The 24,213-nt window shown below is 74.5% G+C and carries 20 protein-coding genes and 1 pseudogene; 9 read left to right on the top strand and 12 right to left on the bottom strand.

All coding sequences use genetic code 11. From position 1 onward, the window contains the following. Position 1: 1 nt before the first annotated feature. Positions 2–4,600, bottom strand: a complete 4,599-nt coding sequence (gene hrpA, locus RSE42_RS17980; protein ID WP_415297451.1) for an ATP-dependent RNA helicase HrpA — start codon at positions 4,598–4,600, stop codon at positions 2–4. 315 nt (positions 4,601–4,915) lie between these two features. Here hrpA and RSE42_RS17975 point away from each other — a divergent pair, with 315 nt between their 5' ends. Both RSE42_RS17975 and RSE42_RS17970 read left to right on the top strand, forming a co-directional pair. Beyond that, positions 4,916–5,203: a FitA-like ribbon-helix-helix domain-containing protein gene (locus RSE42_RS17975; protein ID WP_085388609.1), complete on the top strand. Its 288-nt coding sequence runs from the start codon at positions 4,916–4,918 to the stop codon at positions 5,201–5,203. Next, positions 5,200–5,628 (top strand): type II toxin-antitoxin system VapC family toxin, encoded by a 429-nt coding sequence (locus tag RSE42_RS17970; RefSeq protein WP_144722291.1) that lies wholly within the window; start codon positions 5,200–5,202, stop codon positions 5,626–5,628. The genes RSE42_RS17975 and RSE42_RS17970 overlap by 4 nt, the downstream gene beginning before the upstream one ends. A gap of 29 nt (positions 5,629–5,657) precedes the next feature. Here RSE42_RS17970 and RSE42_RS17965 read toward each other — a convergent pair whose 3' ends face one another. After that, entirely contained in the window at positions 5,658–6,608 is a 951-nt protein-coding gene (locus RSE42_RS17965) for a helix-turn-helix transcriptional regulator (RefSeq protein WP_415297450.1), read from the bottom strand. 140 nt (positions 6,609–6,748) lie between these two features. Between RSE42_RS17965 and RSE42_RS17960 the strand changes: the two genes are divergently transcribed. Next, the gene (locus RSE42_RS17960; protein ID WP_415297449.1) at positions 6,749–7,888 is read left to right on the top strand and encodes an epoxide hydrolase family protein; all 1,140 of its coding nucleotides are present in this window, start codon (positions 6,749–6,751) and stop codon (positions 7,886–7,888) included. 105 nt (positions 7,889–7,993) lie between these two features. Continuing rightward, positions 7,994–8,857, top strand: a complete 864-nt coding sequence (locus RSE42_RS17955; RefSeq protein ID WP_415297448.1) for a siderophore-interacting protein — start codon at positions 7,994–7,996, stop codon at positions 8,855–8,857. 15 nt (positions 8,858–8,872) lie between these two features. Here the strand turns inward: RSE42_RS17955 and RSE42_RS17950 are convergent, their stop codons facing one another. Then, entirely contained in the window at positions 8,873–9,265 is a 393-nt protein-coding gene (locus RSE42_RS17950) for a type II toxin-antitoxin system VapC family toxin (protein ID WP_415297447.1), read from the bottom strand. Continuing rightward, a complete protein-coding gene (locus RSE42_RS17945) occupies positions 9,262–9,516 on the bottom strand; it encodes a type II toxin-antitoxin system Phd/YefM family antitoxin (RefSeq protein ID WP_034651325.1) in 255 nt (84 codons plus the stop codon). The genes RSE42_RS17950 and RSE42_RS17945 overlap by 4 nt, the downstream gene beginning before the upstream one ends. Positions 9,517–9,664: 148 nt before the next feature. Between RSE42_RS17945 and RSE42_RS17940 the strand changes: the two genes are divergently transcribed. Continuing rightward, a complete protein-coding gene (locus RSE42_RS17940) occupies positions 9,665–10,720 on the top strand; it encodes an NAD-dependent epimerase/dehydratase family protein (protein ID WP_415297446.1) in 1,056 nt (351 codons plus the stop codon). Between the two features lie 213 nt (positions 10,721–10,933). Here the strand turns inward: RSE42_RS17940 and RSE42_RS17935 are convergent, their stop codons facing one another. The 8 genes from RSE42_RS17935 to RSE42_RS17900 all read right to left on the bottom strand — a co-directional run bounded on the left by RSE42_RS17935 (position 10,934) and on the right by RSE42_RS17900 (position 18,649). Continuing rightward, a complete protein-coding gene (locus RSE42_RS17935) occupies positions 10,934–12,025 on the bottom strand; it encodes an LLM class flavin-dependent oxidoreductase (RefSeq protein ID WP_114553215.1) in 1,092 nt (363 codons plus the stop codon). 193 nt (positions 12,026–12,218) lie between these two features. Further along, positions 12,219–12,518, bottom strand: a complete 300-nt coding sequence (locus RSE42_RS17930) for a hypothetical protein (RefSeq protein ID WP_085387084.1) — start codon at positions 12,516–12,518, stop codon at positions 12,219–12,221. Between the two features lie 170 nt (positions 12,519–12,688). Next, positions 12,689–14,353, bottom strand: coding sequence for a bifunctional phosphatase PAP2/diacylglycerol kinase family protein (locus tag RSE42_RS17925; protein ID WP_415297445.1), 1,665 nt, complete (start codon positions 14,351–14,353; stop codon positions 12,689–12,691). Between the two features lie 78 nt (positions 14,354–14,431). Continuing rightward, positions 14,432–14,932 (bottom strand): hypothetical protein, encoded by a 501-nt coding sequence (locus tag RSE42_RS17920; protein WP_415297444.1) that lies wholly within the window; start codon positions 14,930–14,932, stop codon positions 14,432–14,434. Positions 14,933–15,066: 134 nt separating this feature from the next. After that, positions 15,067–15,939: a metal ABC transporter permease gene (locus RSE42_RS17915; protein ID WP_061267940.1), complete on the bottom strand. Its 873-nt coding sequence runs from the start codon at positions 15,937–15,939 to the stop codon at positions 15,067–15,069. Next, entirely contained in the window at positions 15,936–16,700 is a 765-nt protein-coding gene (locus RSE42_RS17910) for a metal ABC transporter ATP-binding protein (protein WP_415297443.1), read from the bottom strand. The genes RSE42_RS17915 and RSE42_RS17910 overlap by 4 nt, the downstream gene beginning before the upstream one ends. Further along, complete coding sequence (locus RSE42_RS17905) at positions 16,697–17,665, bottom strand: metal ABC transporter substrate-binding protein (protein ID WP_415297442.1); 969 nt, start codon at positions 17,663–17,665, stop codon at positions 16,697–16,699. The genes RSE42_RS17910 and RSE42_RS17905 overlap by 4 nt, the downstream gene beginning before the upstream one ends. 183 nt (positions 17,666–17,848) lie before the next feature. After that, a complete protein-coding gene (locus RSE42_RS17900; protein WP_415297441.1) occupies positions 17,849–18,649 on the bottom strand; it encodes an IclR family transcriptional regulator in 801 nt (266 codons plus the stop codon). Here RSE42_RS17900 and RSE42_RS17895 point away from each other — a divergent pair. The 4 genes and pseudogenes from RSE42_RS17895 to hutH form a co-directional block, all read left to right on the top strand. Next, positions 18,648–19,040: pseudogene (locus RSE42_RS17895) on the top strand (helix-turn-helix transcriptional regulator); the annotation flags it as partial. The gene RSE42_RS17900 and the pseudogene RSE42_RS17895 overlap by 2 nt on opposite strands. 226 nt (positions 19,041–19,266) lie before the next feature. Then, a complete protein-coding gene (locus RSE42_RS17890; RefSeq protein WP_031316030.1) occupies positions 19,267–19,677 on the top strand; it encodes a VOC family protein in 411 nt (136 codons plus the stop codon). Between the two features lie 237 nt (positions 19,678–19,914). Then, positions 19,915–22,299, top strand: a complete 2,385-nt coding sequence (locus tag RSE42_RS17885) for an ATP-binding cassette domain-containing protein (RefSeq protein ID WP_415297440.1) — start codon at positions 19,915–19,917, stop codon at positions 22,297–22,299. A 286-nt stretch (positions 22,300–22,585) separates the two neighbouring features. After that, on the top strand, positions 22,586–24,199 hold the full coding sequence (gene hutH / locus RSE42_RS17880) for a histidine ammonia-lyase (RefSeq protein WP_415297439.1): 1,614 nt from the start codon (positions 22,586–22,588) through the stop codon (positions 24,197–24,199). Positions 24,200–24,213 lie beyond the last annotated feature (14 nt).

The raw sequence follows: 24,213 nt of genomic DNA, 5'->3' as shown, positions 1-24,213 counted from the left end.
GTCACCAGCCGTCGGGCGTGAGGAGCTTGCGGATGCGCTTCTCGCTCACCGGGCCGTCGGTGCCGAGCTGCTGTGCGAACAGCGACACGCGCAGCTCCTCGATCAGCCACCGCACCTCGGCCAGGTCGGCGGCGCGGACCGGGTCGGCCGGGCCCTGGGCGTACGCGGCGCGGGCGCGCTGGTAGGCGTCCTCGACGTCGTGCACGCGCCACGCGAGCTCGGCGTCGCGGTTCGGGTTCGACTGCGCCTTCTCCAGCCGGTACGACCCCGCCCGCAGGTAGCGCGTCAGGTGCGGCAGGCGTCGGGGCGGGGTCTGCGAGACGAAGCCGTCGTGGATGAGGCCCGCCGCCTGGTCGCGCAGGTCGGTGAGCGTGTTGAGCAGCGCGAGACTGTTCGACGCGCGGATCTCCGCGTCGAGGTTGCGCGACGCGGTGAGCGCGGCGACCACGTGCCCGACCACCTGGTGCACGTGCTCCTCCAGGTGCGCGCGGACGAACGTGCGCGCGGCCGCGTAGGCCTCGGCGTCGCGGACCGTCGCCGCGTCCGGCTGCCCGCTGCCGCCGCTCGTCAGCGCGATCACCGCGGCGAGCTGCAGGTCCGCGACGAGCGCGTCCGTGTTCCGGTACGGGCTGGCCGCCAACGTGAGCGACTGCGTCCCGTTCCACCGGCTCGTGATGCGCCCGGTCTGCAGCGCCGTCTCCGTCAGCAGCAGACGCCGCACGCCCCGCGCGTGCTCCCGCGCCTGCGCGGTCGCGTCGGCCAGCACGCGCAGCGCGACCGGCTTCCCCTTCGCGTCCTGCTCCTCGACGACCGCCGGATACCCGCGCACCACGACCCCGCCCCCGAGGTCGGTCGACACCGTCGCGGGCAGCCGCCCGTCGGTGAGGTCGTCGGGCCAGGTGGTCAGGTCGGTGCGTTCGCTGACGAGCGTGGCCGTGGCGGGGTCCGAGGGCGGCGGGTCGCCTTGCCGTGGCGAATCGGACGCCGAGGGTGACCCTGCGCCGTCCTGCGCCGTGACCTGTTCGCGGCGCGTCGGCGAGCCGGACGCGGAGGCGGGGGAGGGGGCGTCGGATGCGAAGGGCGTGGCGGGCCTGGCGGGAGCGCCGTGAGGAACGAGCGGCGCGGATGGTAGCCCGAGCACCGACGCCCCCTCCCCCGCCGGACCCGACCCCGGGACCGGCGCACCCGACCCCGAGACCGACGCACCCGACCCGGGAACCGATCCCGAAGCGGCCTCACGAAGAGCAGCACCCACCGCTCCCTTGACCGCCGCGCGGACCGCGGCCTGGTTCTGCGCGGCGAGACGGCGCTGGAGCGCAAGAAGGTCCTTCGACTCGTCGAGCACGACGGAGCCGCCGCGCCCGCGGGTGTCCTCGACCCGGAACGTCATGCGTAGGTGCGCGGGCAGGCGCGCCTCCTGCTCGGGACCCCACGCGTCGTCGGGGATGACGACGTCGCGCAGCGCCCGGACGGCGCGCGTGAACGCGACGTGGAACGGCTCGGCCATGTCGCCCGCGCGGGCCATGTCCTCCCAGGCGGGCGTGTGCTCGCGGAGCCAGGCGACGACGTCGCGCGCGACGTCCGGTGCCGGCACGAGCTGGACGCGGACCGGCTTGGGCAGCGAGCGGATCGTCGCCGTGGCGAGCTCGTCGAGCAGGCCCGGCACCATCCAGTCGAAGCCGTCGGGGACGACGCGGTTGAGCACGGAGATCGGGACGTGCACGGTCACGCCGTCGGCCTCGGTCCCGGGCTGGAACTGGTACGTGAGCGGGAGCGTCAGCTCGCCCTGCGGCCAGGTCTCGGGGAACTGCGACGTGTCGACCTGCTCGGCGTCGGGCACGAGCTGTTCGAGCGTGAAGGTGAGCAGGTCGGGGTCGCGGCGCTGCGCCGTCTTCCACCAGCGGTCGAAGTGCGCGGCGGACACGACGTCGTCGGGCACGCGCTCGTCGTAGAAGTCGAACAGCACGTCGTCGTCGACGACGAGCCCGCGCTGGCGCGAGCGCGCCTCGAGCTCCTCCGCCTCGGCCAGGAGCTTGCGGTTGTCGTGGAAGAACCGGTGGTGGGTCGTCCACTCGCCCTGCACGAGCGCGTGCCGTACGAACATCTCGCGCGCGGCCTCGGGGTCGACCTTCGCGTAGAGGACCTTGCGGTCCGCGACGATCGGCACGCCGTACAGCAGCACCTTCTCGGTCGCGATCGCCGCGCCGCGCTTGGTCGACCAGTGGGGCTCGGAGTACGTGCGCCGCGCGAGGTCGCCCGCGAGGCCCTCGGCCCACTCGGGCTGGATCCGGGCGACGTCGCGCGCCCACAGCCGCGACGTCTCGACGAGCTCGCCCGCCATGATCCACGCCGGCGGCTTCTTGCTCAGCGGCGAGCCGGGGAAGATCGCGAACCGCGCGCCGCGCGCGCCGGTGTACTCGTTGCGGGCCTGCTTCTGCGCGCGCCGCAGCGCCTTGGCGCGGGCCTCGCCCTTGAGGTGCGCGACCGACGACGCCTTCACCTCGCCCGTGTCCTGCATCCCGATCTGCGACAGCAGGCCGGACAGGAGCGCCTTGTGGATCGTGTCCCCGTCCCAGGCGCGCTTGTAGGCCTGGGTGTCGGGGGTTGCGTCGGGGGCGGTGGTCGGGTCCGCGGCGGCTGCCCCCGAGGTGCTCGGGCTACCATCCGCGCCGCTCGTCCCTCGCGTCGCTCCCGCCAGGCCCGCCACGCCCTTCGCATCCTCGGGCGCAGCCGCCGCTCGTCCTGGACCTCGCCGCCCGTCGTCACCGGCCGCGCCGCGTGCGCGCGGCTTGTACGACATGTCGATGCCGAGGGGCTTGGACATCTCGCGGAGCTGGGCGACGACGTCCTGCCACTCGCGGATGCGCAGGAAGTTGAGGTACTCGGCCTTGCACAGGCGGCGGAAGGCCGACGACGAGAGCTCGTGCTGCTGCTCGCGGACGTACTCCCAGACGTTGAGGTAGGTGAGGAAGTCGGAGTGCGGGTCGGTGAAGCGCGCGTGCGCCTGGTCGGCCTGGGCGCGGACCTCGGCGGGGCGCTCGCGCGGGTCCTGGATCGACATGACGGCGGCGATGATCGCGACCTCGCGCGCGACGCCGAGCCTCGAGCCCTCCCAGATCATGCGGGCGAGGCGCGGGTCCATGGGGAGCTGCGCGAGGACGCGCCCGACCTCGGTGAGGCGCGTGACGCCGTCGGACGTGGCGAGGGCGCCGAGCTCGGTGAGGAGCTGGACGCCGTCGCGCACGGCGCGCGTGTCCGGGGGCTCGACGAACGGGAAGCGCGCGACCTCGTCGGGGGTCTCGACGACGCCGACGGAGATCATCTGGAGCAGCACCGACGCGAGGGAGGTGCGCAGGATCTCCGGCTCGGTGAACTCCGGCCGGGAGAGGAAGTCGTCCTCGGAGTAGAGGCGCACCGCGATGCCGTCGGCGACGCGCCCGGAGCGGCCGGAGCGCTGGTTCGCGCTCGCCTGCGAGACGGGCTCGATGGGCAGGCGCTGGACCTTCGTCGCCTTGGAGTAGCGCGAGATGCGGGCCGTGCCAGGGTCGACGACGTAGTGGATCCCGGGCACGGTGAGCGACGTCTCGGCGACGTTCGTCGCGAGCACGATGCGTCGCGAGGAGTGCGCCTGGAACACGCGGTGCTGCTCGGCCGACGACAGCCGCGCGTACAGCGGCAGGATCTCGACGCGCTGCGGGTGCTTCGGGTCGGTGACGCGGTCCTTGAGGTGGCCGGTGAGCGCGTCGGCGGCGTCGTGGATCTCGCGCTCGCCGGAGAGGAACACGAGGATGTCGCCCGGTCCCTCGCGCATGAGCTCGTCGCACGCGTCGACGATGCCGGTCACGAGGTCCTTCTCCTCGGCGCCCGAGCGGCCCTTCGCCTTCGTGCCGCTGCCGGGGGACAGCGGCCGGTACCGGATCTCGACCGGGTAGGTGCGGCCGGACACCTCGACGACGGGCGCGGCGTCGGGCAGCGCGTCGACCACGTACTCCGGCGCGCCGCCGAGCTGGGCGAGGTGCGCGGGGGAGAAGTGCTGCGCGAAGCGCTCGGAGTCGATCGTCGCCGACGTGATGATCAGCTTGAGGTCGGGGCGGCGCGGCAGGAGCCGCGCGAGGTAGCCGAGCAGGAAGTCGATGTTGAGGGACCGCTCGTGCGCCTCGTCGACGATGATCGTGTCGTACGCGAGGAGCTCCGGGTCGCGCTGGATCTGCGCGAGCAGGATGCCGTCCGTCATGACCTTGACGAGAGTGTCCTCGCTGGAGGTGTCGGTGAACCGCACCTGGTACCCGACGACGCCGCCCAGCTCCGTGCCGAGCTCCTCCGCGATGCGCTCGGCGACCGTGCGCGCGGCGATGCGGCGGGGCTGGGTGTGCCCGACCTGACCCGAGCGGCCTCGGCCGAGCTCGAGCGCGATCTTGGGGAGCTGCGTCGTCTTCCCGGAGCCCGTCTCGCCCGCCACGATGACGACCTGGTGGTCGCGGATCGCGGCGGCGATGTCCGCGCGTCGGGCGCTGACCGGAAGCTGCTCGGGGTACGTGATGGGCGGGACCGTCACGTTAGCGCGCGCCTGCGCGGCCCGGTCGAGCTGCGCGCGGCTCACCTGCCGCGGGCCCGACGTCGTCCGCTCGCCCCGCCCGCGACGCGTCGGCTCCGTGGTCGTCGAGGTGCCCGACGCCGTCCGCTCGCCTCGCCCGCGCCCGCGGCGGTTCCCGCGGCGTCGGCGACCCTCGCGCGGGGTGCCCTCGGCGGCGCCGTCCCGCTGGGGAGGGCGCGCGTCAGGTTGGTTCGCTGCGGGCTCGGTACTCACGACGGTCCATTCTCTCAACCTCTCGCAACTTCATTGCTCTCGAGGAGGGGCCGACCCTGGCGCATCGTGCTGTCATTTTGCTAGCGTCGTACGTGGGAGGTGGTTCAGGTGGCGACGCTGACGATCCGAGGGCTCGACGACGACGTGCGCGAACGGCTGCGGGCGCGGGCGGCGGAGCACGGGCGGTCCATGGAGGCGGAGGTGCGCGAGATCCTCACCTCCGCGGTGACAGCCCCCAGCGGGCTGGAACGGGGGCTGGGCACCTTCATCCACAGGTCGTTCGCCGACGCCGGTCTGGCGGTCGAGCTCGACCTCCCCGCGCGCTCAGAGCACGGCCGGGTCGTCGACCTCTCCGACGAACCGGGCACGCCGGACCGGGAGACCGCGGACACGTGATCGTCCTCGACACGAACGTGGTGTCCGAGGTGATCCGCCCGGTGCCCGAGGCGCGCGTGCTCCGCTGGCTCGACGCGCAGGCTCCGCAGGCGCTGTCGATCACGGCGGTCACCGTCGGCGAGATCGTCCACGGGGTGGCGCGGCTCCCCGAAGGGCGGCGCCGTGACCGCCTCGCCGCGCTCGTCGAGGAGCACGTCACCACGACCTTCGCGGGCCGGGTGCTCCCGTACGACGCCGACGCCGCGCGCGTCGGGGGCACCCTCCTGGCGCTCCGCGAGCGAGCGGGGCGGCCGATGAGCCTGGCCGACGCGCAGATCGCCGCGATCTGCCGCGTGCACGACGCGACGCTCGCGACGCGCAACGTCCGTGACTTCGCCGCTACCGGAGTGGACGTCGTCGACCCGTGGGACCCCGGCACGACCTGACTGACGCGGGAGCCCGCGACCGGTTCGGGTCACGGCGGGGTCGCGCGGGCGTAGCGGGTCGCCAGGGTGCGCACGTGGTCGACGAGGGCCGGCGGCTCCGTCACGTGGAAGTCCAGGCCGAGCATCCCGACCCACACCGCGACGACCTCGACGCTGTCGCCGCCGGTGACGAGGACGCAGCGGTCGTCGGCGAGCGGTTCGACCGTGCCGACCGTCGGGTTGATGCGTCGCAGGACCTCGTCGGCGGGTGCGTCGACGACGATCCGGGCGTGCACGGCCCAGCCGGCGCGCGCGACCTCGCGCACGACGAAGTCGGTCAGGTCGCCGGGGAAGTCCACCGGCGCGAACCGCCGCCCGCCTGGCACGCGCAGCACGAGCCAGTCGACGCGGTAGGGAGCCCACGCGCCCGTCGCCGGGTCGCGGGCCACGAGGAACCAGCGGCGCTGCCACGCGACGAGGCGGTACGGCTCCAGCTCGAGCGGCTGGTCGCGGTAGAAGCAGCGCAGGCCCTGGTGGTCGCGCACGGCGTCGGCCAGCGCGGTGAGCGTGTCCGGGTCGACGACCGGGTCCTCGACGTTCGAGTCCGTGTTCGCGGGGCCGGCGGCGCTCGCGGACCGGAGCGCGGCGAGACGACGGCGCAGGCGGTCCGGCATGACCTGCTCCAGCTTGGCGAGCGCGGACGCCCCGGACTCCTCGAAGCCCGCCGTGCCGGTCGCGGCCCGCAGCCCGACGGCGACCGCGACGGCCTCGGCGTCGTCGAGCAGGAGCGGGGGCAGCCGCGCCCCGGCGCCGAGCCGGTACCGGCCGCCCGGGCCGCGCACCGCGTCGACGGGGTAGCCGAGCTCGCGCAGGCGGGCGACGTCGTTGCGGACCGTGCGGTCGCTGACGTCGAGGCGCTCGGCGAGCTCGGCGCCCGACCAGTCGGGGCGCGACTGGAGCAGGCCGAGCAGCATGAGCATGCGGGCCGAGGTGGAGGCCACGGGTCCCTCCTGGGGTCGACGGACGACGCGGGAGAACTCCTCAGAGCACCGCCAGAATAACGGAAGGAAGCGTTCCTGAAGCCTTCCTAGAGTCGGGAGCAGAGCAGGGCACGAGGCCCCGCCCGACCGAGGAGACCACCATGACCGCGTCGCACCTCTCCCCGTCCCTCGAGCACCACCCGTTCTCCGTCGCCGTCCCGCAGGCCGACCTCGACGACCTCCGGTCGCGCCTCGAACGGACCCGGTTCGCGCCCGCCGCCCCCGGGGACTCCTGGGACTACGGGACGCCCGAGTCCTACCTGCGCGACATGGTCGGGCGCTGGACGGCGTTCGACTGGAGGGCCGTCGAGGACCGGGCCAACACGTACCCGGGCTTCCGCACCGAGATCGACGGCCAGCCGATCCACTACCTCCACGTGCGCTCCCGGCACGACGCCGCGACGCCCCTGCTGCTCGCGCACACCTACCCGGGCTCGTTCCTCGACTTCCTCGACATGATCGACCCGCTCGTCGACCCCGTCGCGCACGGCGGCCGCCCCGAGGATGCGTTCCACCTCGTCATCCCCTCCATGCCGGGCTTCGGGTTCTCCACCCCGGTGGTCGGGGACACGGACTGGACGATGGCGCGCGTCGCCCGCGCCTACGACGTCCTCATGCGCGACCTCGGGTACGACTCCTACGGGATCCACGGCAGCGACGGCGGCGCGATGGTCGGCCGCGAGCTCGCGGTCCTCGACCCCAAGGGTTTCCTCGGCGCCCACGTGCTCCAGCTCTTCTCCTTCCCGTCGGGCGCTCCCGGCGAGATGGACGGCCTCGGCGCGAAGGAGCTCGCCGCGCTCGGGCACCTCCAGTGGTTCCAGTCCGTGGGCGCCTACAACACGATGAACGCGTCGCGGCCGCAGACGATGGCCGCGGGCCTCGCCGACTCGCCCGTCGCCGTCCTCGCCTACCACGAGCTGTTCGAGAGCTTCGGTAACGGGACGAGCCTCGTGAGCGCCGACCAGGTGCTCGCCCAGGCGACGCTCTACTGGCTGACCAACTCCTACGCGACCGCCGCCCGCTACCACTACGCGGAGCAGCGCTCGGGCGCCGAGCCGGTCGTGAGCCGGGGCCGGATCGGCGTGGCCGTCTTCGCCGACGACTTCCAGACGATCCGCGCGTTCGCCGAGCGCGACAACGCCCGGATCGAGCACTGGTCCGAGCACCCGCGCGGTGGTCACTACGCGGCGCTCGAGGTCCCGCTCGACGTCGTCGCCGACCTCCGGGTCTTCTTCGCCTGACGCCCGGGACGGTCGAGGACGGGGTGCCGCGCGCTCGACCACGACGTCGCCGTCGTCATCCGGCCGATGACGACGGCGACGTCGTGCTCGGCGCAGAATGGGGCGGTGTTCTCCCGACCCGTGACCCGCCTCGACCTCGTCCCGCGCCGCGTCCGCGTGCACGCCGTCCGGGAGACGTCCGGCGCGCTGCGCCGCCTCACCTTCCGCGACGCCGCCCCGGGCGAGGCCTCGCTCGAGACGCTGCGCGTGCCCGGCCCCGACGACCACGTCAAGGTGTTCCTCCCGGACCCGGCCACCGGCGTCCTGCACGCCCCGACGCTCACGGACGACGGCGCCCTCCAGCGCCCGACGGGCGTCGTCTCGATCTCCCGCGAGCTGACCGTCCGGGCGACGCAGACCGTCGACGGGGTTCCCGAGGTCGACGTCGACTGGGTGCTCCACGGCGGTACCGACCCGGGCGCGCCGCCCACCGGCGAGGGCGGCCCGGCGTCGGCCTGGGCGGCACGGGCGACGGTGGGCGACGAGGTCGTGCTCGCCGGCCCGACGACGAGCCGCGCCGTGCCGGACGGCGTCGGGCGGCTCCTGCTCGTGGGGGACGAGTCGGGCCTCCCGGCGCTCGCGCGCTGGGTGGAGGCGATCGGGGCCGACGTGCCGGTGACCGCGATCGTGGAGATCGGCGACGACGTCGACGAGGCGTTCGTCGAGGACGAGCTCGGGCGCGCGACGACCGAGCTCCTCTACCGCACCGACGGGCCGGGACAGCTCGCCGAGGCCGTCCGCGCGCTCGGCCCGCTCGACGCCGACGAGTACGTGTTCGCCGCGGGCGAGGCGACCGACCTCGTCGCGGTCCGCCGCGCGCTGCGCGGCTCCGGGGCGCGGCCCGACCAGCTCGCCGTCCACGGCTACTGGCGCCGCGGCGTCGTCAACCTCGACCCCGAGGCGCCCCTGGACCCGACCGACCCGGACTGACCGCTCGCCCGTGGGTCAGTCGCCGTGCAGGACGTCGACGGCGAGCCCTCGCCCGGCGACGGCGAGCCGCGAGTCGTTCGTCCACAAGGCTGTGCACCCGTGGACCTGCGCGGCAGCGAGGTGCAGCGCGTCGGGCGTCCGGAGCGACGAGGAGGCGCGCAGGCGTGCAGCCCGCTCGAAGGCCGTGGCATCGAGAGGAAGCTCGACGAACAGGTCGAGCGCGCCCCGGTACCGGTCCTCGAGCTCCGGGTCCCCGGACCGCAGCGGTGCCACGAGGCACTCGAGCCGGACGAGCGGGCTGATCGCGAACTCCTCGTGCCCGTGCCGGGCCAGCAGCTCACGCACGTGCGGGCCGCGCTCGGCGTCCTCGACCAGGTAGATGACGAGGCACGTGTCGAGGTAGATCACTCCCAGCCCTCGCGCGCGGCCTCGATGTCGGCGTCGATCTGGCTCGCCGAGCGGGCGGTTCGTCGCGACGGCGGGTGGTCGTCGAGCCACTCGACGATCGCCGCCCCGGTCCCGTGCGCGAGGTCGGCCCGGACCGGCACGAGCCGCACGAGCGGGACACCACGGCGCGCGATGACCACGTCCTCGCCGGCCGCGGCACGGCTGACGAGCTGGGAGAGGTTGTTCTTGGCCTCGAGCACGTTGACCTGCATCGCCGCTCCTCGGGTCGGTCGTCCTGGCCAGGATACCTGGCCAGTGTGCTCCGCGGAAGTCTCGCGAGGGTCGTGAGGCCCATCCCGCGGCCGTCTGCGGGCGGCGTAACGGGCTGCAGGCGGGCCGACGGCGCGCCACAGTGGGCCCATGACCCGACTCCTCGTGCTCGGCGGTTCCGACTTCGTGGGGCGCGCCGTCGTCGACGACGCCCTGGCCCGCAGCTGGGACGTCACCGTCCTCAACCGCGGCACCACGCCCGTGCCCGACGGCGTCCGGCAGCTCGTGGGCGACCGCACCCGGCCCGACGGCCTGGACGCGTTGCTCGCGGACGACGTCCCGCAGAAGTGGGACGTCGTCGTCGACACGTGGTCCTGGGCGCCCGCGGCGGCGCGCGACGCCGCCCGGCTCCTCGCCGGCCGGGTGCCCGGCGACGACCGGTACGTCTACGTGTCGTCGCGCTCGGTGTACCCGTTCCCGCGGCCGCGCGGAGCCGACGAGACGTCGGAGCTCGTCGACGGCGACCCGGACGACACGACGTCTGACGACTACGCGCGCGCCAAGCGCGGCGCCGAGATAGCCGTGACCGACGCGCTCGGCGACCGGGCGATCCTGCTGCGCGCGGGCCTGATCCTCGGGCCGCGCGAGAACGTGGGCCGCCTGCCGTGGTGGCTGCGGCGCGTCGCCCGCGGCGGCCCGGTGCTCGCCCCCGGGCCCGCCGACCTGCCGCTGCAGTACGTCGACGCGCGCGACCTCGCCGCGTTCGCGCTCGACGCGGCGCTCGCGGGCGCCTCCGGGCCGGTCGACGTCGTCAGCGCGCCCGGGCACACGACCATGGGCGAGCTGCTCGGGGCGTGCGTCGACGCGACCGCCGCCGACGCGGCGGCGGCAGGCAACCCGCCCGCCGAGCTCGTGTGGGTCGACCCGGAGGTCGTCCTCGCGGCCGGGATCGAGCCGTGGACCCAGCTCCCGGTCTGGCTGCCTCCGGGCGAGCTGCACGACGCGCTGCACGGCTCCGACACGTCGCGCGCGGCGGCGCTCGGCCTGCGCCCGCGCGACGTGCGCGAGACGGTGCGCGACACCTGGGCGTGGCTCCGCGCCCTCGATGCCGCGGGAGACGCGACGCCGCAACGCACGGACCGCCCCGCCGTCGGCCTCCCGCCGGACCTCGAGGCCGCCGCGCTCCGCGCCGCCGGCCGCGGCTGACCCGCCGACGCGCTGACCCGCTGACCCGCTGACCCGCTGACCCGCTGACCCGCTGACCCGCTGACCCGCCGACCCGCCGACCCGCCGACCCGCCGACCAGCCGCCGTCGAGCACGAGCCTGCCCGCAGCCGAACACGACGTTGCTGTCGTTCTCGCCCCGATGGCGACAGCAACGTCGTGTTCGGCGAGGGGGTTGGGTCGGTTCGGTGGGTGTCAGTGCTCCGCGAGGAGCTCGCGGACGCGCGGGATCACCTGCGTGCCGTAGAGCTCGATGCTGCGCAGCATCGTCGAGTGGGGGAGCGTGCCGGTCGAGTACTTGAGGTCGAACCGGCCCGCGCCGAGCAGGCGGACGGTGCGGGCGATCTTGCGGGCCACGGTCTCGGGCGAGCCGACGTAGAGCGAGCCGTCGCGCACGTCGTGGGCGAACCGTCCGCGATGGTAGGCGGGCCAGCCGCGCTCGCGCCCGATGCGGTTGTTCATCGCCGCGAAGTGCTCGTAGACCTCCTCCTGCGCCTGCTCGTCGGTCTCGGCGACGTGGCCCGGCGAGTGCACGCCGATCGGCAGCACGGGCGTGCCGAGCTCCTCGACGGCGCGGTGGTAGAGGTCCACGTAGGGACGGAACCGCTCGGGCTCGCCGCCGATGATCGCGAGCATGAGCCCCAGCCCGTGCCGCGCGGTCCGCACGACCGACTCGGGCGAGCCGCCGACACCGACCCACGTGCGCAGGCGCCCGCTCTCGGTCTTGGGCCAGACCTCCTGGTCGGCGAGCCCGGCGCGCGTCGTGCCCGACCACGTGACCGGGCCCTCGTCGAGCAGATGGACGAACAGGTCGAGCTTCTCCTCGAACAGCACCTCGTAGTCGGCGAGGTCGTAGCCGAACAGCGGGAACGACTCGATGAACGACCCACGCCCCAGGATGACCTCCGCGCGCCCGCCGGACAGCGCGTCGAGCGTCGAGAACCGCTCGAAGACGCGCACCGGGTCGTCGGAGCTGAGCACGGTCACTGCGGAGCCGAGGCGGATGCGCGACGTCCGCGTCGCGATCCCGGCGAGCACCACCTCGGGCGCGCTGATGGCGAAGTCCGCGCGGTGGTGCTCCCCGACGCCGAAGAAGTCGACGCCGACCTGGTCCGCGAGCTCCGCCTCCTCGACGACGTCGCGGATGGTGCGAGCGCCGCTGAGGAGCACGCCGTCCGCCCCGGCGGTCACGTCGCCGAAGGTGTCGAGCCCGAGCTCGACCGTCGCGGGGTCCGGTGCGGCCGTCGCGCTCTCGGCGGGGATCGGGGAGGTCGTCTCGTCGGTCATGATCTGCTCCTGCGGTCGGGCGACCGTCGGGGGGCCGGTGCTCTCACCGGTGGCGCGGTCGTGCGCGTCTCAACCGTGCCCGGCCCGCGGATCTTCCGCGACCCGTCCGCGGGCGGCCGGCAGGGACGACGACGGCCGCCGCCCCGGGTGGGACGGCGGCCGTCGGTGCCGCGCCGGCGGACCGGCGGGGACGTCAGTACGTCGCGACGTCGCCGCTCGCGACGAGCGCCGCGATGGCGACGATGTAGATGATGAAGCCGATGGCGCCGAGCACGGTGAAGACGATGCTGAGGATGAGGCCCCACTTGGCGAGCTGGTTGTCGAAGCCCGCCTCCTTGCTCTTCTTGCGCGCGATCGCGCTGACGACGATGCCCGCGATCGCGAAGACGAACGCGAGGACGAAGCCGACGATGCCGAGGGTCTTGCCCGGGTCCTCGATCGGGGCCGAGTAGCCGGCGGGGGCCTGCGGAGCGGCGGGGTACTGCTGGGCCATGGTTCTTCTGCTTTCTGGTGGGGCCGACGTGGTCGAGTCCGGACGGGGCGCGGACGGGGTGCCGTCCGCGCGACTGCGGGCCTCATTGTGGGGCATGACGCATGTGCCTGAACAGGGGGAGTTCTCCCCGGTGACCGTGAAAGAAGGACATACCGGACGCAGCAGGCAGATCAACCCGCCGTCGAGTCGCTCGGGGCGTACAGGCGCAGTGCTCCGCGCCGCATGGTGAGACGGACGGTGACCGGCTCGTCGGGCGCGACGTCGTCGAGGGAGAGCGTCTCGCCGTCGTGCGCGAGCACCACGGGCGGCGACCCGGGGTGCCCGTGCTCGGTGTCGGTGTCGGGGGCGCGGTCCGCGGTGACCGCCTCGCCGTCGGGCCCGACGACCGCGCCGCGTGCGGGGAAGCGGAGCTCGAGCGCGGGGACCGACGTCGCGTCGACCACGAGGTGGCCGCGCACCCCGGGCACGCGCCGCGCGACGCGCGTCCCCGTGTCGCCCGCCGCGACCTCGAGGAACGTGCGCAGCCGGCTCGCGCGCCGCTCGGCCTGGGCCGTGCGGACGTCGAGCACGCCGTCGTCGAGGCGGTGCCGCTCGACCGGCGCGAGGCTCTGCGGGTAGTAGCGGTTCACGCCGGCGAACAGCGACCAGTACTCGCCCTCGTGCCCGTCGACCTCCATGCGCACCCGGTGCGCGCGCCGCAGCACGCGCGCCGCCGCGAGGACGGCCGCCGGCCACTTGCCGAGCCGGTGCTCGTGCTTCTCGCGCTCGGTGACGAGCTCCGGGTAGACACCGGCCGAGAAGGTGTTGAGCACGGTGCGGGGCGGTCCGTCGACCCCGTCGACCTCGAGGTCCGCGACGTCGATCGTCACGCCCGAGCCCGTCCGCACCGCCTCGATCGTCGCGCGCATCGACGTGAGGTCGGCCGCGCGCGCGAAGTGGTTGAGGGTGCCGCCGGGGAGCACGGCGAGCGGGAGGTCGTGCGCGCGCGCCGCCGCGGCCGCGGTCGACACCGTGCCGTCACCACCGCTGATGCCGAGCGCGCGGGCGCCGTACGCGACGGCGTCGTCGTACAGACGGCGCAGGTCGTCGCCCTCGGCGAGCACGTGGAGGTCGGCGCGGGGAAGTCCGTCGCGGACCGCCGCGAGCGGGTCCTCCTTGAGCAGCCGGCCCGAGCCCGCCGCCGGGTTGACGACGACGAAGAGGCCCGCGCCGTCGTCGAGCGCGGGGACGTCCGCGGGCGGCCCCGCCGGGACGTCGGGGCGCTGCTCGGCACGGCCGGGGACGAGCACCCGACCCGCGAGCGCGACCCCGACGCCCAGCGCCGCGCCCGCGGCGACGTCCGAGAACCAGTGCGAGCCCGTGTGCAGGCGCGAGTACAGGACGGCCCCGGCGAGCGGCGTGAGCGCCAGCCCGACCGTCGGCCACTCGATGGCGACGCCCGTGACGAACGCGGCGGCCGACGCCGAGTGGCCCGACGGGAACGAGGGCGACGTCGGCGGGTCCGCCACGCGCCGCCACAGGGGAAGGCCGTCGAGCGACGGGCGCACGCCCCCGAACACGGTCTTGCCGACGACGTTCGCGAGGACGCTCGACACGAGCAGCGAGCCGTAGCCGCGCAGGGCGGCATCGCGCCCGCGCCGCCCGGTGGCGGCGATCCCGACCGCGGCCCCGGCCCACAGCACGCTGTGGTCGGCCCACGTCGAGAGCCGCGAGAGCGCGGTGTCGGCCGCGGCCCCCAGCGCGCGGCGGTTCGTCCAGCGGTTCACCGCGCGGTCGAGGCGGGCGACGCCGGGGAGCGCCTCGTGCGGCTTGACGATCCCGGTGACACGAGGCATCTCGCCATCGTAGGAAGGGCGGTCGAGGACCGCGCGGCGACGCCGCCCCGGGACCCCGCCTGGGCCGGGTGGTCTGGCTCAGGCCCCCGCGCGGCTCGTCTCGCCGCGGAGCGTGTCGATGTGCGCCTGCAGGCGCTCCAGCGCGACGGCGACGCCCTCGCCCGCGTCGTGCGCGAGGTTCGTCACGTGGCGGAGCTGGGCGGACGCCGCGTCGAGCGCGACCTGGGCGTCGGCGAGCGCGACGGCGGCGCGACCGTCGGCAGCCTCGTCGTCGTCGGTCGCGCGCTCGAGCGCGGAGCGGGCCTCGTCCGTCGCGGCCTGGACCGACTCGACGGCGTCGAGCACGTCGTTGCGGAGCACGGGGTGCAGGGCGGGGAGCTGGGCGTGCACGCGGTCGAGGTCGTTCCCGATGGTCTCCGTCTGGACCTGCGCGTCGGCGATGAGCTGCTGGACCTCGGCGGCGCTCGCCGTCGAGCACATCGGCAGCATCATGGACAGCGCGAGCAGGCTCGCCGCGGCGAACCGGGCAGACGTGCGCGTGCGCTGCGGCGTCGTGGGCTCGCTCGTCCTCGCTGACATGGCGACAAGTCTCCCGGGCGAACCTGAGAAGCACCAGGGAATCGAGGGCGAATTCATGGAGATTTCGCACACAGCGCACGCAGGAGGCGTGGTCCGGCGGCCCGGACCGGGTTCCGGTCCGCCGGAGCCTACGGTCAGACGCGCGCGAGCCGACGGCGTCGGGCCGCCGCGACGCGCGTCCCGACGAGCCCGTGCCGCGGGCTGAACAGGTAGGCGAGCGCGAACGCCACGCCCAGCGCGACGACGACCGTCCCGCCCGACGCCGTGTCGAGGTAGTAGCTGACGTAGATGCCCACGACCCCGCACACCGCCGCGACGAGCGGCGAGATCCACAGCATCCGCGAGAAGCGGTCGGTGAGGAGGTACGCCGTCGCGCCGGGCGTGATGAGCAGCGCGACGACGAGGACCACGCCGACGGCCTGGAGCGCGACGACGACCGTCAGCGCGAGCAGGCCGAGCAGCAGCGCGCCGAGCCGTCGGGGCGAGAGCCCGATCGCGTGCGCGTGCGTCGGGTCGAACGCGTAGAGCGTGAGGTCGCGCCGCTTGAGCACGACGACCGCGAGCGTCACCGCGCCGAGCGCCAGCACCTGGAGCAGGTCCGCGCGCGACACCCCGAGCAGGTTGCCGAAGAGGATGTGATTGAGGTCCGTCTGGCTCGGCGTCACGGAGATGAGGACGAGCCCGAGCGCGAAGAGCGTCGTGAACACGACCCCGATCGCGGCGTCCTCCTTGACGCGCGACGTGTCGCGCACCGCGCCGATGAGCAGCACCGCGAGCAGCCCGAAGACGAGCGCGCCGAGTGCGAACGGCGCCCCCACCACGTACGCGAGCACGACGCCGGGCAGCACGGCGTGCGAGACGGCGTCGCCCATGAGGGACCAGCCCACGAGCACGAGCCAGCACGACAGCACGCCGCACACGATCCCGGCGGTCACCGTGACGGCGAGCGCGGTGCGCAGGAACTCGAACGACAGGGGCTCGAGGAGGGTGGCGAGGAGGTCGGTCACGGGGCCACCTCCACGCCGAACGCGAGCGCGAGGTTCTCGGGCCGCAGGACCTCCGCGGGCGTCGAGTGCAGCAGGACGCGGCGGTGGAGCAGCACCGCCTCGTCGGCGAGCTCGGGCAGCGCGTGCAGGTCGTGGGTCGAGACGAGGACGGTCGCCCCGCCGGCCGCGAGCTCGCGCAGCAGCGTGGTGATCGTCGCCTCCGTGCGCTTGTCCACGCCGGCGAACGGCTCGTCGAGCAGGAGGATCGTCGCGCCCTGCGCGAGCCCCCGGGCGACGAACGCGCGCTTGCGCTGCCCGCCCGAGAGCGCGCCGATCTGCCGGTCGGCCAGGTCGGTGAGCTCGACGCGCGCGAGCGCGCGCTCGACCGCCTCCCGGTCCGCGGGCCGCGTGCGCCGCGTGAAGCCCTGGTAGCCGTACCGGCCCGTCATGACGACGTCGCGCACGCTCAGCGGGAACGCCCAGTCGACGTCCTCGCTCTGCGGCACGTACCCCACCGCCTGGGCGCGCCGGGCGCGCGCGGGGGGTGCGCCGTCGACCAGGACGGTGCCGCGGTCCGGCCGGACCATGCCCATGACCGCCTTGAACAGCGTCGACTTGCCCGAGCCGTTCATGCCGACGAGCCCGCACACCGTCCCGCGCCCGCTCGACGCCCCGAGCGTGAGCGTCGCGCCGTCGAGCGCGAGGACGTCGCCGTAGTGGACGGTGAGGTCGCGCACGTCGATCGCGGGCGTGCCCGACGGCGCCCGCCCGCCCCCGCTCACGCGTCACCGCCCGCGGTGGTGCCGGTGAGGCCCGCGACGATGGTCTCGGTGTCGTGGCGCAGGAGGTCGAGATAGGTCGGCACGGGGCCGTCGGGCGCGGAGAGGGAGTCGACGTAGAGCGTCCCGCCGAACGCCGCGCCGGACTCGCGCGCGACCTGCTGCATCGCGTCGTCGGAGACGGTGGACTCGCAGAACACGGCCGGGACGTCGTGCTGCTCGACGAACTCGATCGCGCCGACGACCGACTGCGGCGTCGCCTGCTGCTCGGCGTTGACCGCCCACAGGTACTTCTCCGCGAGCCCGGCGTCGCGCGCGAGGTAGGGGAACGCGCCCTCGCAGGTAACGAGTGCGCGGTGGCCCTCGGGCAGCGCGTCGAGCGCCGTCGTGAGCTCGTCGTGCACGGCGGCGAGCTCGGCGGAGTAGGCCGCGGCGTTCGCCGCGTAGTCGTCGGCGTGGGCCGGGTCGAGCTCCGCGAAGGCGTCGGCCATGTTCTGCACGTAGACCTGCGCGTTCACGGGCGACATCCAGGCGTGCGGGTTCTCCTTGCCCTGGTACTCCTCGGCGGTGTCGTCGCCGAGCGCGATGGGCTCGACGCCCTCGCTCACGACGACGTGCGGCACGTCGAGCCCGTCGACGAACCGCCCGAACCACGCCTCGAGCCCCATGCCGTTGTCGAGGATGAGGTCGGCGTCCGCCGCCTTGCGGACGTCGCCGGGCGTCGGCTCGTAGCCGTGGATCTCCGCCCCGACCTTCGTGATCGACTCGACGCGCAGGTGGTCGTCCGCCACGTTCTCCGCCATGTCGGCGAGCACGGTGAACGTCGTGAGCACGACGGGCCGGCCGTCGTCGGGCGGGGTCGCCCCCGCGTCCGTGGCGCTCGAGCAGCCGCTCAGCGTCGCCGCGGCGAGGAGCGCGACGGCTGCGGCAGCGCGGGATGCGGACCTCCGCGTCGAAAAGTTCGGCATACCGAAAAATCTAGTCGGCACGTCGGCCGCACGCAACGCCGCTTCCACCCCGGTCCGCCGAGGTAGAGCCCAGGTCCCGCGAGGTAGAGCCCCGGTCCCGCGAGGTAGAGCCCTGGTTCAGCGAGGGGGAAGACCAGGGCTCTACCTCGCCAGACCACGGCTCTATCTCGGCAGACCGGGGCTCTACCTCGGGGCGGTCGGGCCCGCCGGGCGGGTCGGGGTGGTGCGGGCGCCGAGACGGCGGCTCACCTCGGCGGCGGCGCGCCCGACGGCGGCGGCGAGCTCCGCGCGGCGGGCGGGCGGGGCGTCGTCGGCCCAGAAGGTGAGGGCGATGCCGGCAACGGGGAGCCCGGTGTGGTCGACGGCCGCGTGCGCGACGGACGCGAGGCCCGGGGTGACCTCGCCGTCCTCCTCCGCCCAGCCGCGCCGTCGGACGCCGCGCAGCACCTCGCGCAGGGCGCCGAGGGTCTGCGGCCCGACGCCGGTGCGGTCGGCGAACGCCGCGGCGCCGGGGAAGAGGGCGCGGACCTGGGCCGCAGGCAGGCCGGCGAGGACGGCGCGCCCGCTCGCGGTGAGGTGCGCGGGGAGGCGCACGTCGACGTCGGTCACGAGCGTGGGGCGGCGCGGCGCGCGCTGCTCGACGAGGTAGAGGACCTCGCGCCCGTTGAGGACGGCGAGGTGCGCGCTCTCGCCGGTCGACTCGACGAGGCGCGCGACGACGGGCCGCGCGAGCCGCGCGAGGGGCGCCTGCCGCGCGTACGCCGACCCGAGCGCGAGCGACGCCGTCCCGAGCCCGTAGCGGTGCTCTTCGGGCAGGTGGGTCACGAACCCCTCGTCGACGAGGACGGACAGCAGGTGGTAGACGGTCGAGCGGGGCAGCCCGAGACCCTGCGCGACGGCGGCCGCGGGCGACGGGCCCGCCTGCGCGGCGAGGAACGCGAGCACGCGCACGGCCTGGCGCGCGGCGGGGACGTCGCTCGGCATGGAGGCCACGGTAGGCCCGTGGCACGATCGAGGCGTGACGACGACGCCCGACGACCAGCGCCTGCGCGACCTCGCGCGCCTGCGGCGCGTGCGCGACCGGATCGACCGCGAGTACGCGCAGCCGCTCGACGTCACGGCGCTCGCGGCCGGCGTGCACGTGTCGGCCGGGCACCTGAGCCGTGAGTTCAAGGCGGCGTACGGGGAGTCGGTCTACGCGTACCTCATGACGCGGCGGATCGAGCGCGCGAAGGCGCTGCTGCGTCGCGGCGACCTGAGCGTCACGGACGTGTGCTTCGCGGTGGGGTGCTCGTCCCTGGGGACGTTCAGCACGCGCTTCACCGAGCTCGTCGGCGTGCCGCCGAGCGTGTACCGACGGCGTGCGGCCGAGTCCGACGCCGGGTCCCCGGCTCCCGCGGAGTCGCGGACGGCCGCGGCGGCGGGCACCGCGCACGGCGCTGCACCGGGCGCGCTGTCGGGCACGGCGTCCGCCGCCGACGCGGATGCCGTCCCCGGCGCGGAGCGGCTGGACGGGCTGCCGGCGTGCGTCGCGCGACGCGTCACGCGACCGGTCAGGAATCGAGAAGCGCAGGCCGGGCGGCGGTCCTAGCGTCGTTCTCATGAACCTCACCATCAACTCCAGCTTCCTGCCCCAGACCGACCCCGACGCGTCGCTCGCGTTCTACCGCGACGTGCTCGGCTTCGAGGTCCGCAACGACGTCGGCTACGAGGGGATGCGGTGGATCACCGTGGGCCCCGCCGACCAGCCGGACACCGCGATCGTGCTGCACCCGCCGGCCGCGACCCCGGGCCTCAACGACGACGACAAGCGCGCCCTCCTGGAGATCGTGGCCAAGGGCGCGTACTTCGGCGTCAACCTCGCGACGCCCGACGTCGACGAGACGTTCGCCCGGATCGAGGCCGCGGGGGCAGAGGTCGTGCAGGAGCCGATCGACCAGCCCTACGGCGTGCGCGACTGCGCGTTCCGCGACCCGGCGGGCAACGAGATCCGCATCCAGCAGCGCTCCTGACCTCCGCACCGCCGCGGTCCCGTCCCGCCGCCCTGTCCTGCGCCGCCGTCACGCACGGCGCGATGAGTCCCGACCGCCCGGCCGGTCCTCACCCCGGGACGTCCACGCACCGCACCCAACCTCGCGCCGACCGACCGGCTCTCCGGCAGACTCTCCCCGGGCTGCCGGGAGCGGGCGGTCGGCGCCGTCGACCGGTCGTCCGACCGCGCGACGAGGCTCGACGACGAGGAGACACGCATGAGCACGGCCACGACGACGGGAACCCCGACCTCGGAGCGCCAGGACCCCGACGCGCACGACGTCATCCGGGTCGAGGGGGCGCGGGCGAACAACCTGCAGGACGTGAGCGTCGAGATCCCCAAGCGGCGTCTCACGGTGTTCACGGGCGTCTCCGGGTCGGGCAAGAGCTCGCTCGTGTTCGACACCGTCGCGGCCGAGTCGCAGCGCCTCATCAACGAGACCTACCCGGCGTTCCTCCAGGGCTTCATGCCCACGCTGGACCGCCCCGACGTCGACGTGCTCGAAGGGCTCACGACGGCGATCGTCGTGGACCAGGAGCGGCTGGGCGCCAACCCGCGCTCCACGGTGGGCACGGTGACCGACGCGAACGCGATCCTGCGGGTGCTGTTCAGCCGGTTCGGCGAGCCGCAGGTCGGGCCGCCCACGGCGTTCTCCTTCAACATCCCCGCGCGCAAGGCGAGCGGCATCATGACGTCCGCCACCGGCGAGAAGACGATCGTCCGCAACGCGATCTACCACGGTGGCATGTGCCCGCGGTGCGAGGGCCGCGGGTCCGTCTCCGACCTCGACCTCACGGAGATCTTCGACGACTCGAAGTCCTTGCTCGACGGCGCGATCAAGGTCCCGGGGTACACCGCCGACGGGTGGATGGTGCGCGGGTTCGCCGAGTCGGGGTTCTTCCCGGGCGACCGGCCCATCCGCGAGTTCACCGACCAGCAGATGCAGGACTTCCTCTACAAGGAGCCCACCAAGATCAAGGCGATGGGGATCAACGTCACCTACGAGGGCCTCATCCCCAAGATCCAAAAGTCGATGTTCTCCAAGGATGTCGACTCGCTCCAGCCGCACGTCCGCGCGTTCGTCGAGCGCGCGGCGACGTTCGCGCCGTGCCCCGACTGCGGTGGCACGCGTTTGTCGGAGTCGGCGCGCTCGTCGAAGATCCGCGGGGTCAACATCGCCGACCTGTGCGCGATGCAGATCACCGACCTCGCCGCGTGGATCCGTGACCTGGACGACCCGCACATGGCGCCCGTCGTCAACGCCCTCGGCGAGAACCTCGCGTCGTTCGTCGAGCTCGGGCTGGGTTACCTCAGCCTCGACCGGCCGTCGGGCACGCTCTCGGGCGGCGAGTCGCAGCGCATCAAGATGCTGCGCCACCTCGGGTCGTCGCTCACCGACGTCACCTACGTCTTCGACGAGCCGACCATCGGCCTGCACCCGCACGACATCGACCGCATGAACGGCCTCCTGCTCCAGCTGCGCGACAAGGGCAACACGGTCCTCGTCGTCGAGCACAAGCCGGAGACGATCGTCGTCGCGGACCACGTCGTCGACCTCGGCCCCGGTGCTGGCACGGCGGGCGGCCGGGTGACGTTCGAGGGCACGGTCGAGGGGCTGCGGGCGAGCGATACCGTCACCGGGCGCCACCTCGACGACCGCGCGACGCTCAAGGAGGAGGTGCGCTCGCCGTCGGGCGCGCTGGAGATCCGCGGCGCGGGCGCGCACAACCTGCAGGACGTGGACGTCGACATCCCGCTCGGGGTGCTCGTCGTGCTGACCGGGGTGGCCGGGTCGGGCAAGAGCTCGCTCGTCGAGGGGTCGGTGTCGCGGCGCGAGGGCGTCGTGACGATCGACCAGAGCGCGGTGCGGGGGTCGCGCCGGAGCAACCCCGCGACCTACACGGGCCTGCTGGAGCCGATCCGCAAGGCGTTCGCCAAAGCCAACGGCGTCAAGCCCGCCCTCTTCAGCGCGAACTCCGAGGGCGCGTGCCCCGAGTGCAAGGGCGCGGGCGTCATCTACACCGAGCTCGGCTTCATGGAGACCGTCTCGACCCCGTGCGAGGACTGCGGCGGACGCCGGTTCCAGGCCGCGGTGCTCGACTACACGCTCGGCGGGCTGAACATCGCCGACGTGCTCGACCTCCCGGTCGCGAAGGCGCGCGCGTTCTTCTCGTCCGGCGAGGGGAAGGTGCCGGCCGCCGCGGCGATCCTCGAGCGCCTCGACGACGTCGGTCTCGGGTACGTGAGCCTCGGCCAGCCGCTCACGACGCTGTCCGGCGGCGAGCGCCAGCGCCTCAAGCTCGCGACCCACCTCGGCGACAAGGGCGGCGTGATCGTGCTCGACGAGCCGACGACCGGCCTCCACCTCGCCGACGTGCAGAATCTCCTCGGGCTCCTCGACCGGATCGTCGACGCGGGCAAGTCCGTCATCGTCATCGAGCACCACCAGGCGGTCATGGCGCACGCGGACTGGATCATCGACCTCGGCCCCGGCGCCGGGCACGACGGCGGTCGCGTCGTCTTCGAGGGCACCCCGGCCGACCTCGTGGCGGCGAGGTCCACCCTCACGGCCGAGCACCTAGCGACCTACGTGAACGCCTGACCCGCTGCCACCCCGCCGCCGCCCGACCCTCCCGCCCCCTTCCCACGTCGCCCGGTGCCGAACAGGTGATCGTGGCGCGTCCCGGGCAGCTGACGCGCCACGACCGCCTGCTCGGCTCGCCGGGATGGCCTGGTCGGCGGCGGCGTCGGCGGCGGCGGCGTCGGTAGCTGCGGTAGAGGGCCGGCTTCTGCGGTCGGGGAGGGGACATGGACGGTTGTCTGGGATCCCAGACTGAACCCGTCCCCGCGGGCTCCCGTCATAGCGGGGCGCGGTGTGTCCTGGGGGCATGGCAGCGACGACGCACTCCCCGGCCGTCTCCGACCACGCCCGCGCCGCGCGCGTCGTCGTCGTGGGCGACGGCCCGCTGACGATCGACGACGTGGTCGACGTCGCGCGGCACGGCGCGCGCGTCCGGCTCGCGGACGCGGCGGTCGAGGCGATGGCGGCGAGCCGCGCCGTCGTCGAGGGGCTCGCGGACGACGACCGCCCGCACTACGGCGTCTCGACCGGGTTCGGGGCGCTCGCGCGGCGCCACATCCCGGTCGAGCGGCGCGCGCAGCTCCAGCTGAGCCTCGTGCGGTCGCACGCGGCGGGGTCGGGGCCGGAGGTCGAGCGCGAGGTCGTGCGGGCGCTCCAGCTCCTGCGGCTCGCGACCCTGGCGACCGGGCGCACCGGGGCGCGCCCCGTCGTCGCGCAGACGTACGCCGCGATGCTCGACGCCGGGATCACCCCGGTGGTGCGGGAGTTCGGCTCGCTCGGCTGCTCGGGCGACCTCGCGCCCCTCGCGCACGTGGCGCTCGCCACGCTCGGCGAGGGCGAGGTCCGGGACGCGACGGGAGCCCTCGTACCCGCCGCGGACGCGCTCGCCGCGGCCGGGATCGCGCCGCTCGCTCTGCGCGAGAAGGAGGGCCTCGCGCTCATCAACGGCACCGACGGCATGCTCGGCATGCTCGCCCTCGCTCTGCACGACCTGCGGTCCCTGCTCACGACGGCCGACGTCGCGGCCGCGGCGAGCGTCGAGGCGCTGCTCGGCTCGGACGCGCCGTTCGCGGCCGACCTCGTGGCGATGCGGCCGCACCCCGGCCAGGCGGCGTCGGCGGCGAACCTGCGCGCGCTGCTCGACGGCTCGCCCGTCGTGGCGAGCCACCGCACGCTCGACGCCGACGGCCGGCCCGAGTGCACGCGCGTGCAGGACGCTTACTCGCTGCGGTGCGCGCCCCAGGTGCACGGCGCCGCGCGCGACACGCTCGACCACGCGACCGCCGTCGCGCGCCGGGAGCTCGCGGCGGCGATCGACAACCCGGTCGTCACGGTGGACGGGCGCGTCGAGTCGAACGGCAACTTCCACGGGGCCCCGGTCGCGTACGTGCTCGACTTCCTCGCGATCGCGGCGGCCGACGTCGCGAGCATGAGCGAGCGCCGCACGGACCGGTTCCTCGACAAGGCCCGCAACGAGGGCCTGCCGCCGTTCCTCGCCGACGACCCGGGCGTCGACTCCGGCCTGATGATCGCGCAGTACACGGCGGCGGGGATCGTCTCGGAGCTCAAGCGGCTCGCGGTGCCGTCGAGCGTCGACTCGATCCCGTCGTCGGCCATGCAGGAGGACCACGTGTCCATGGGCTGGGCCGGGGCGCGCAAGCTCCGCCGTGCCGTCGACGGGCTGGGCCGCGTCCTCGCGATCGAGCTGCTCGCCGCGACGCGCGCCCTCGACCTCCGCTGCGACGCCGGGTCCCTGCACCCCGCGCGGGGGACCGGCGCCGTCCGCGACCTCGTGCGCACGGCCGCCGCGGGACCCGGACCGGACCGCTACCTCGCGCCCGAGATCGAGGCCGTGACCCACCTCGTCGCGACGGGTGCCGTGACCGCGGCGGCGAGCGCCGCCGTCGGGCACCTGGCCTGAGACCCACCCGACCC

It is taken from the genome of Cellulosimicrobium sp. SJTW-1 (genome assembly GCF_047716875.1).
GTDB classification, from domain to species: Bacteria; Actinomycetota; Actinomycetes; order Actinomycetales; family Cellulomonadaceae; genus Cellulosimicrobium; species Cellulosimicrobium funkei.
The sequence above is the reverse complement of the archived record's forward strand: the minus strand, read 5'-3'. Positions and strand labels throughout refer to the sequence as shown.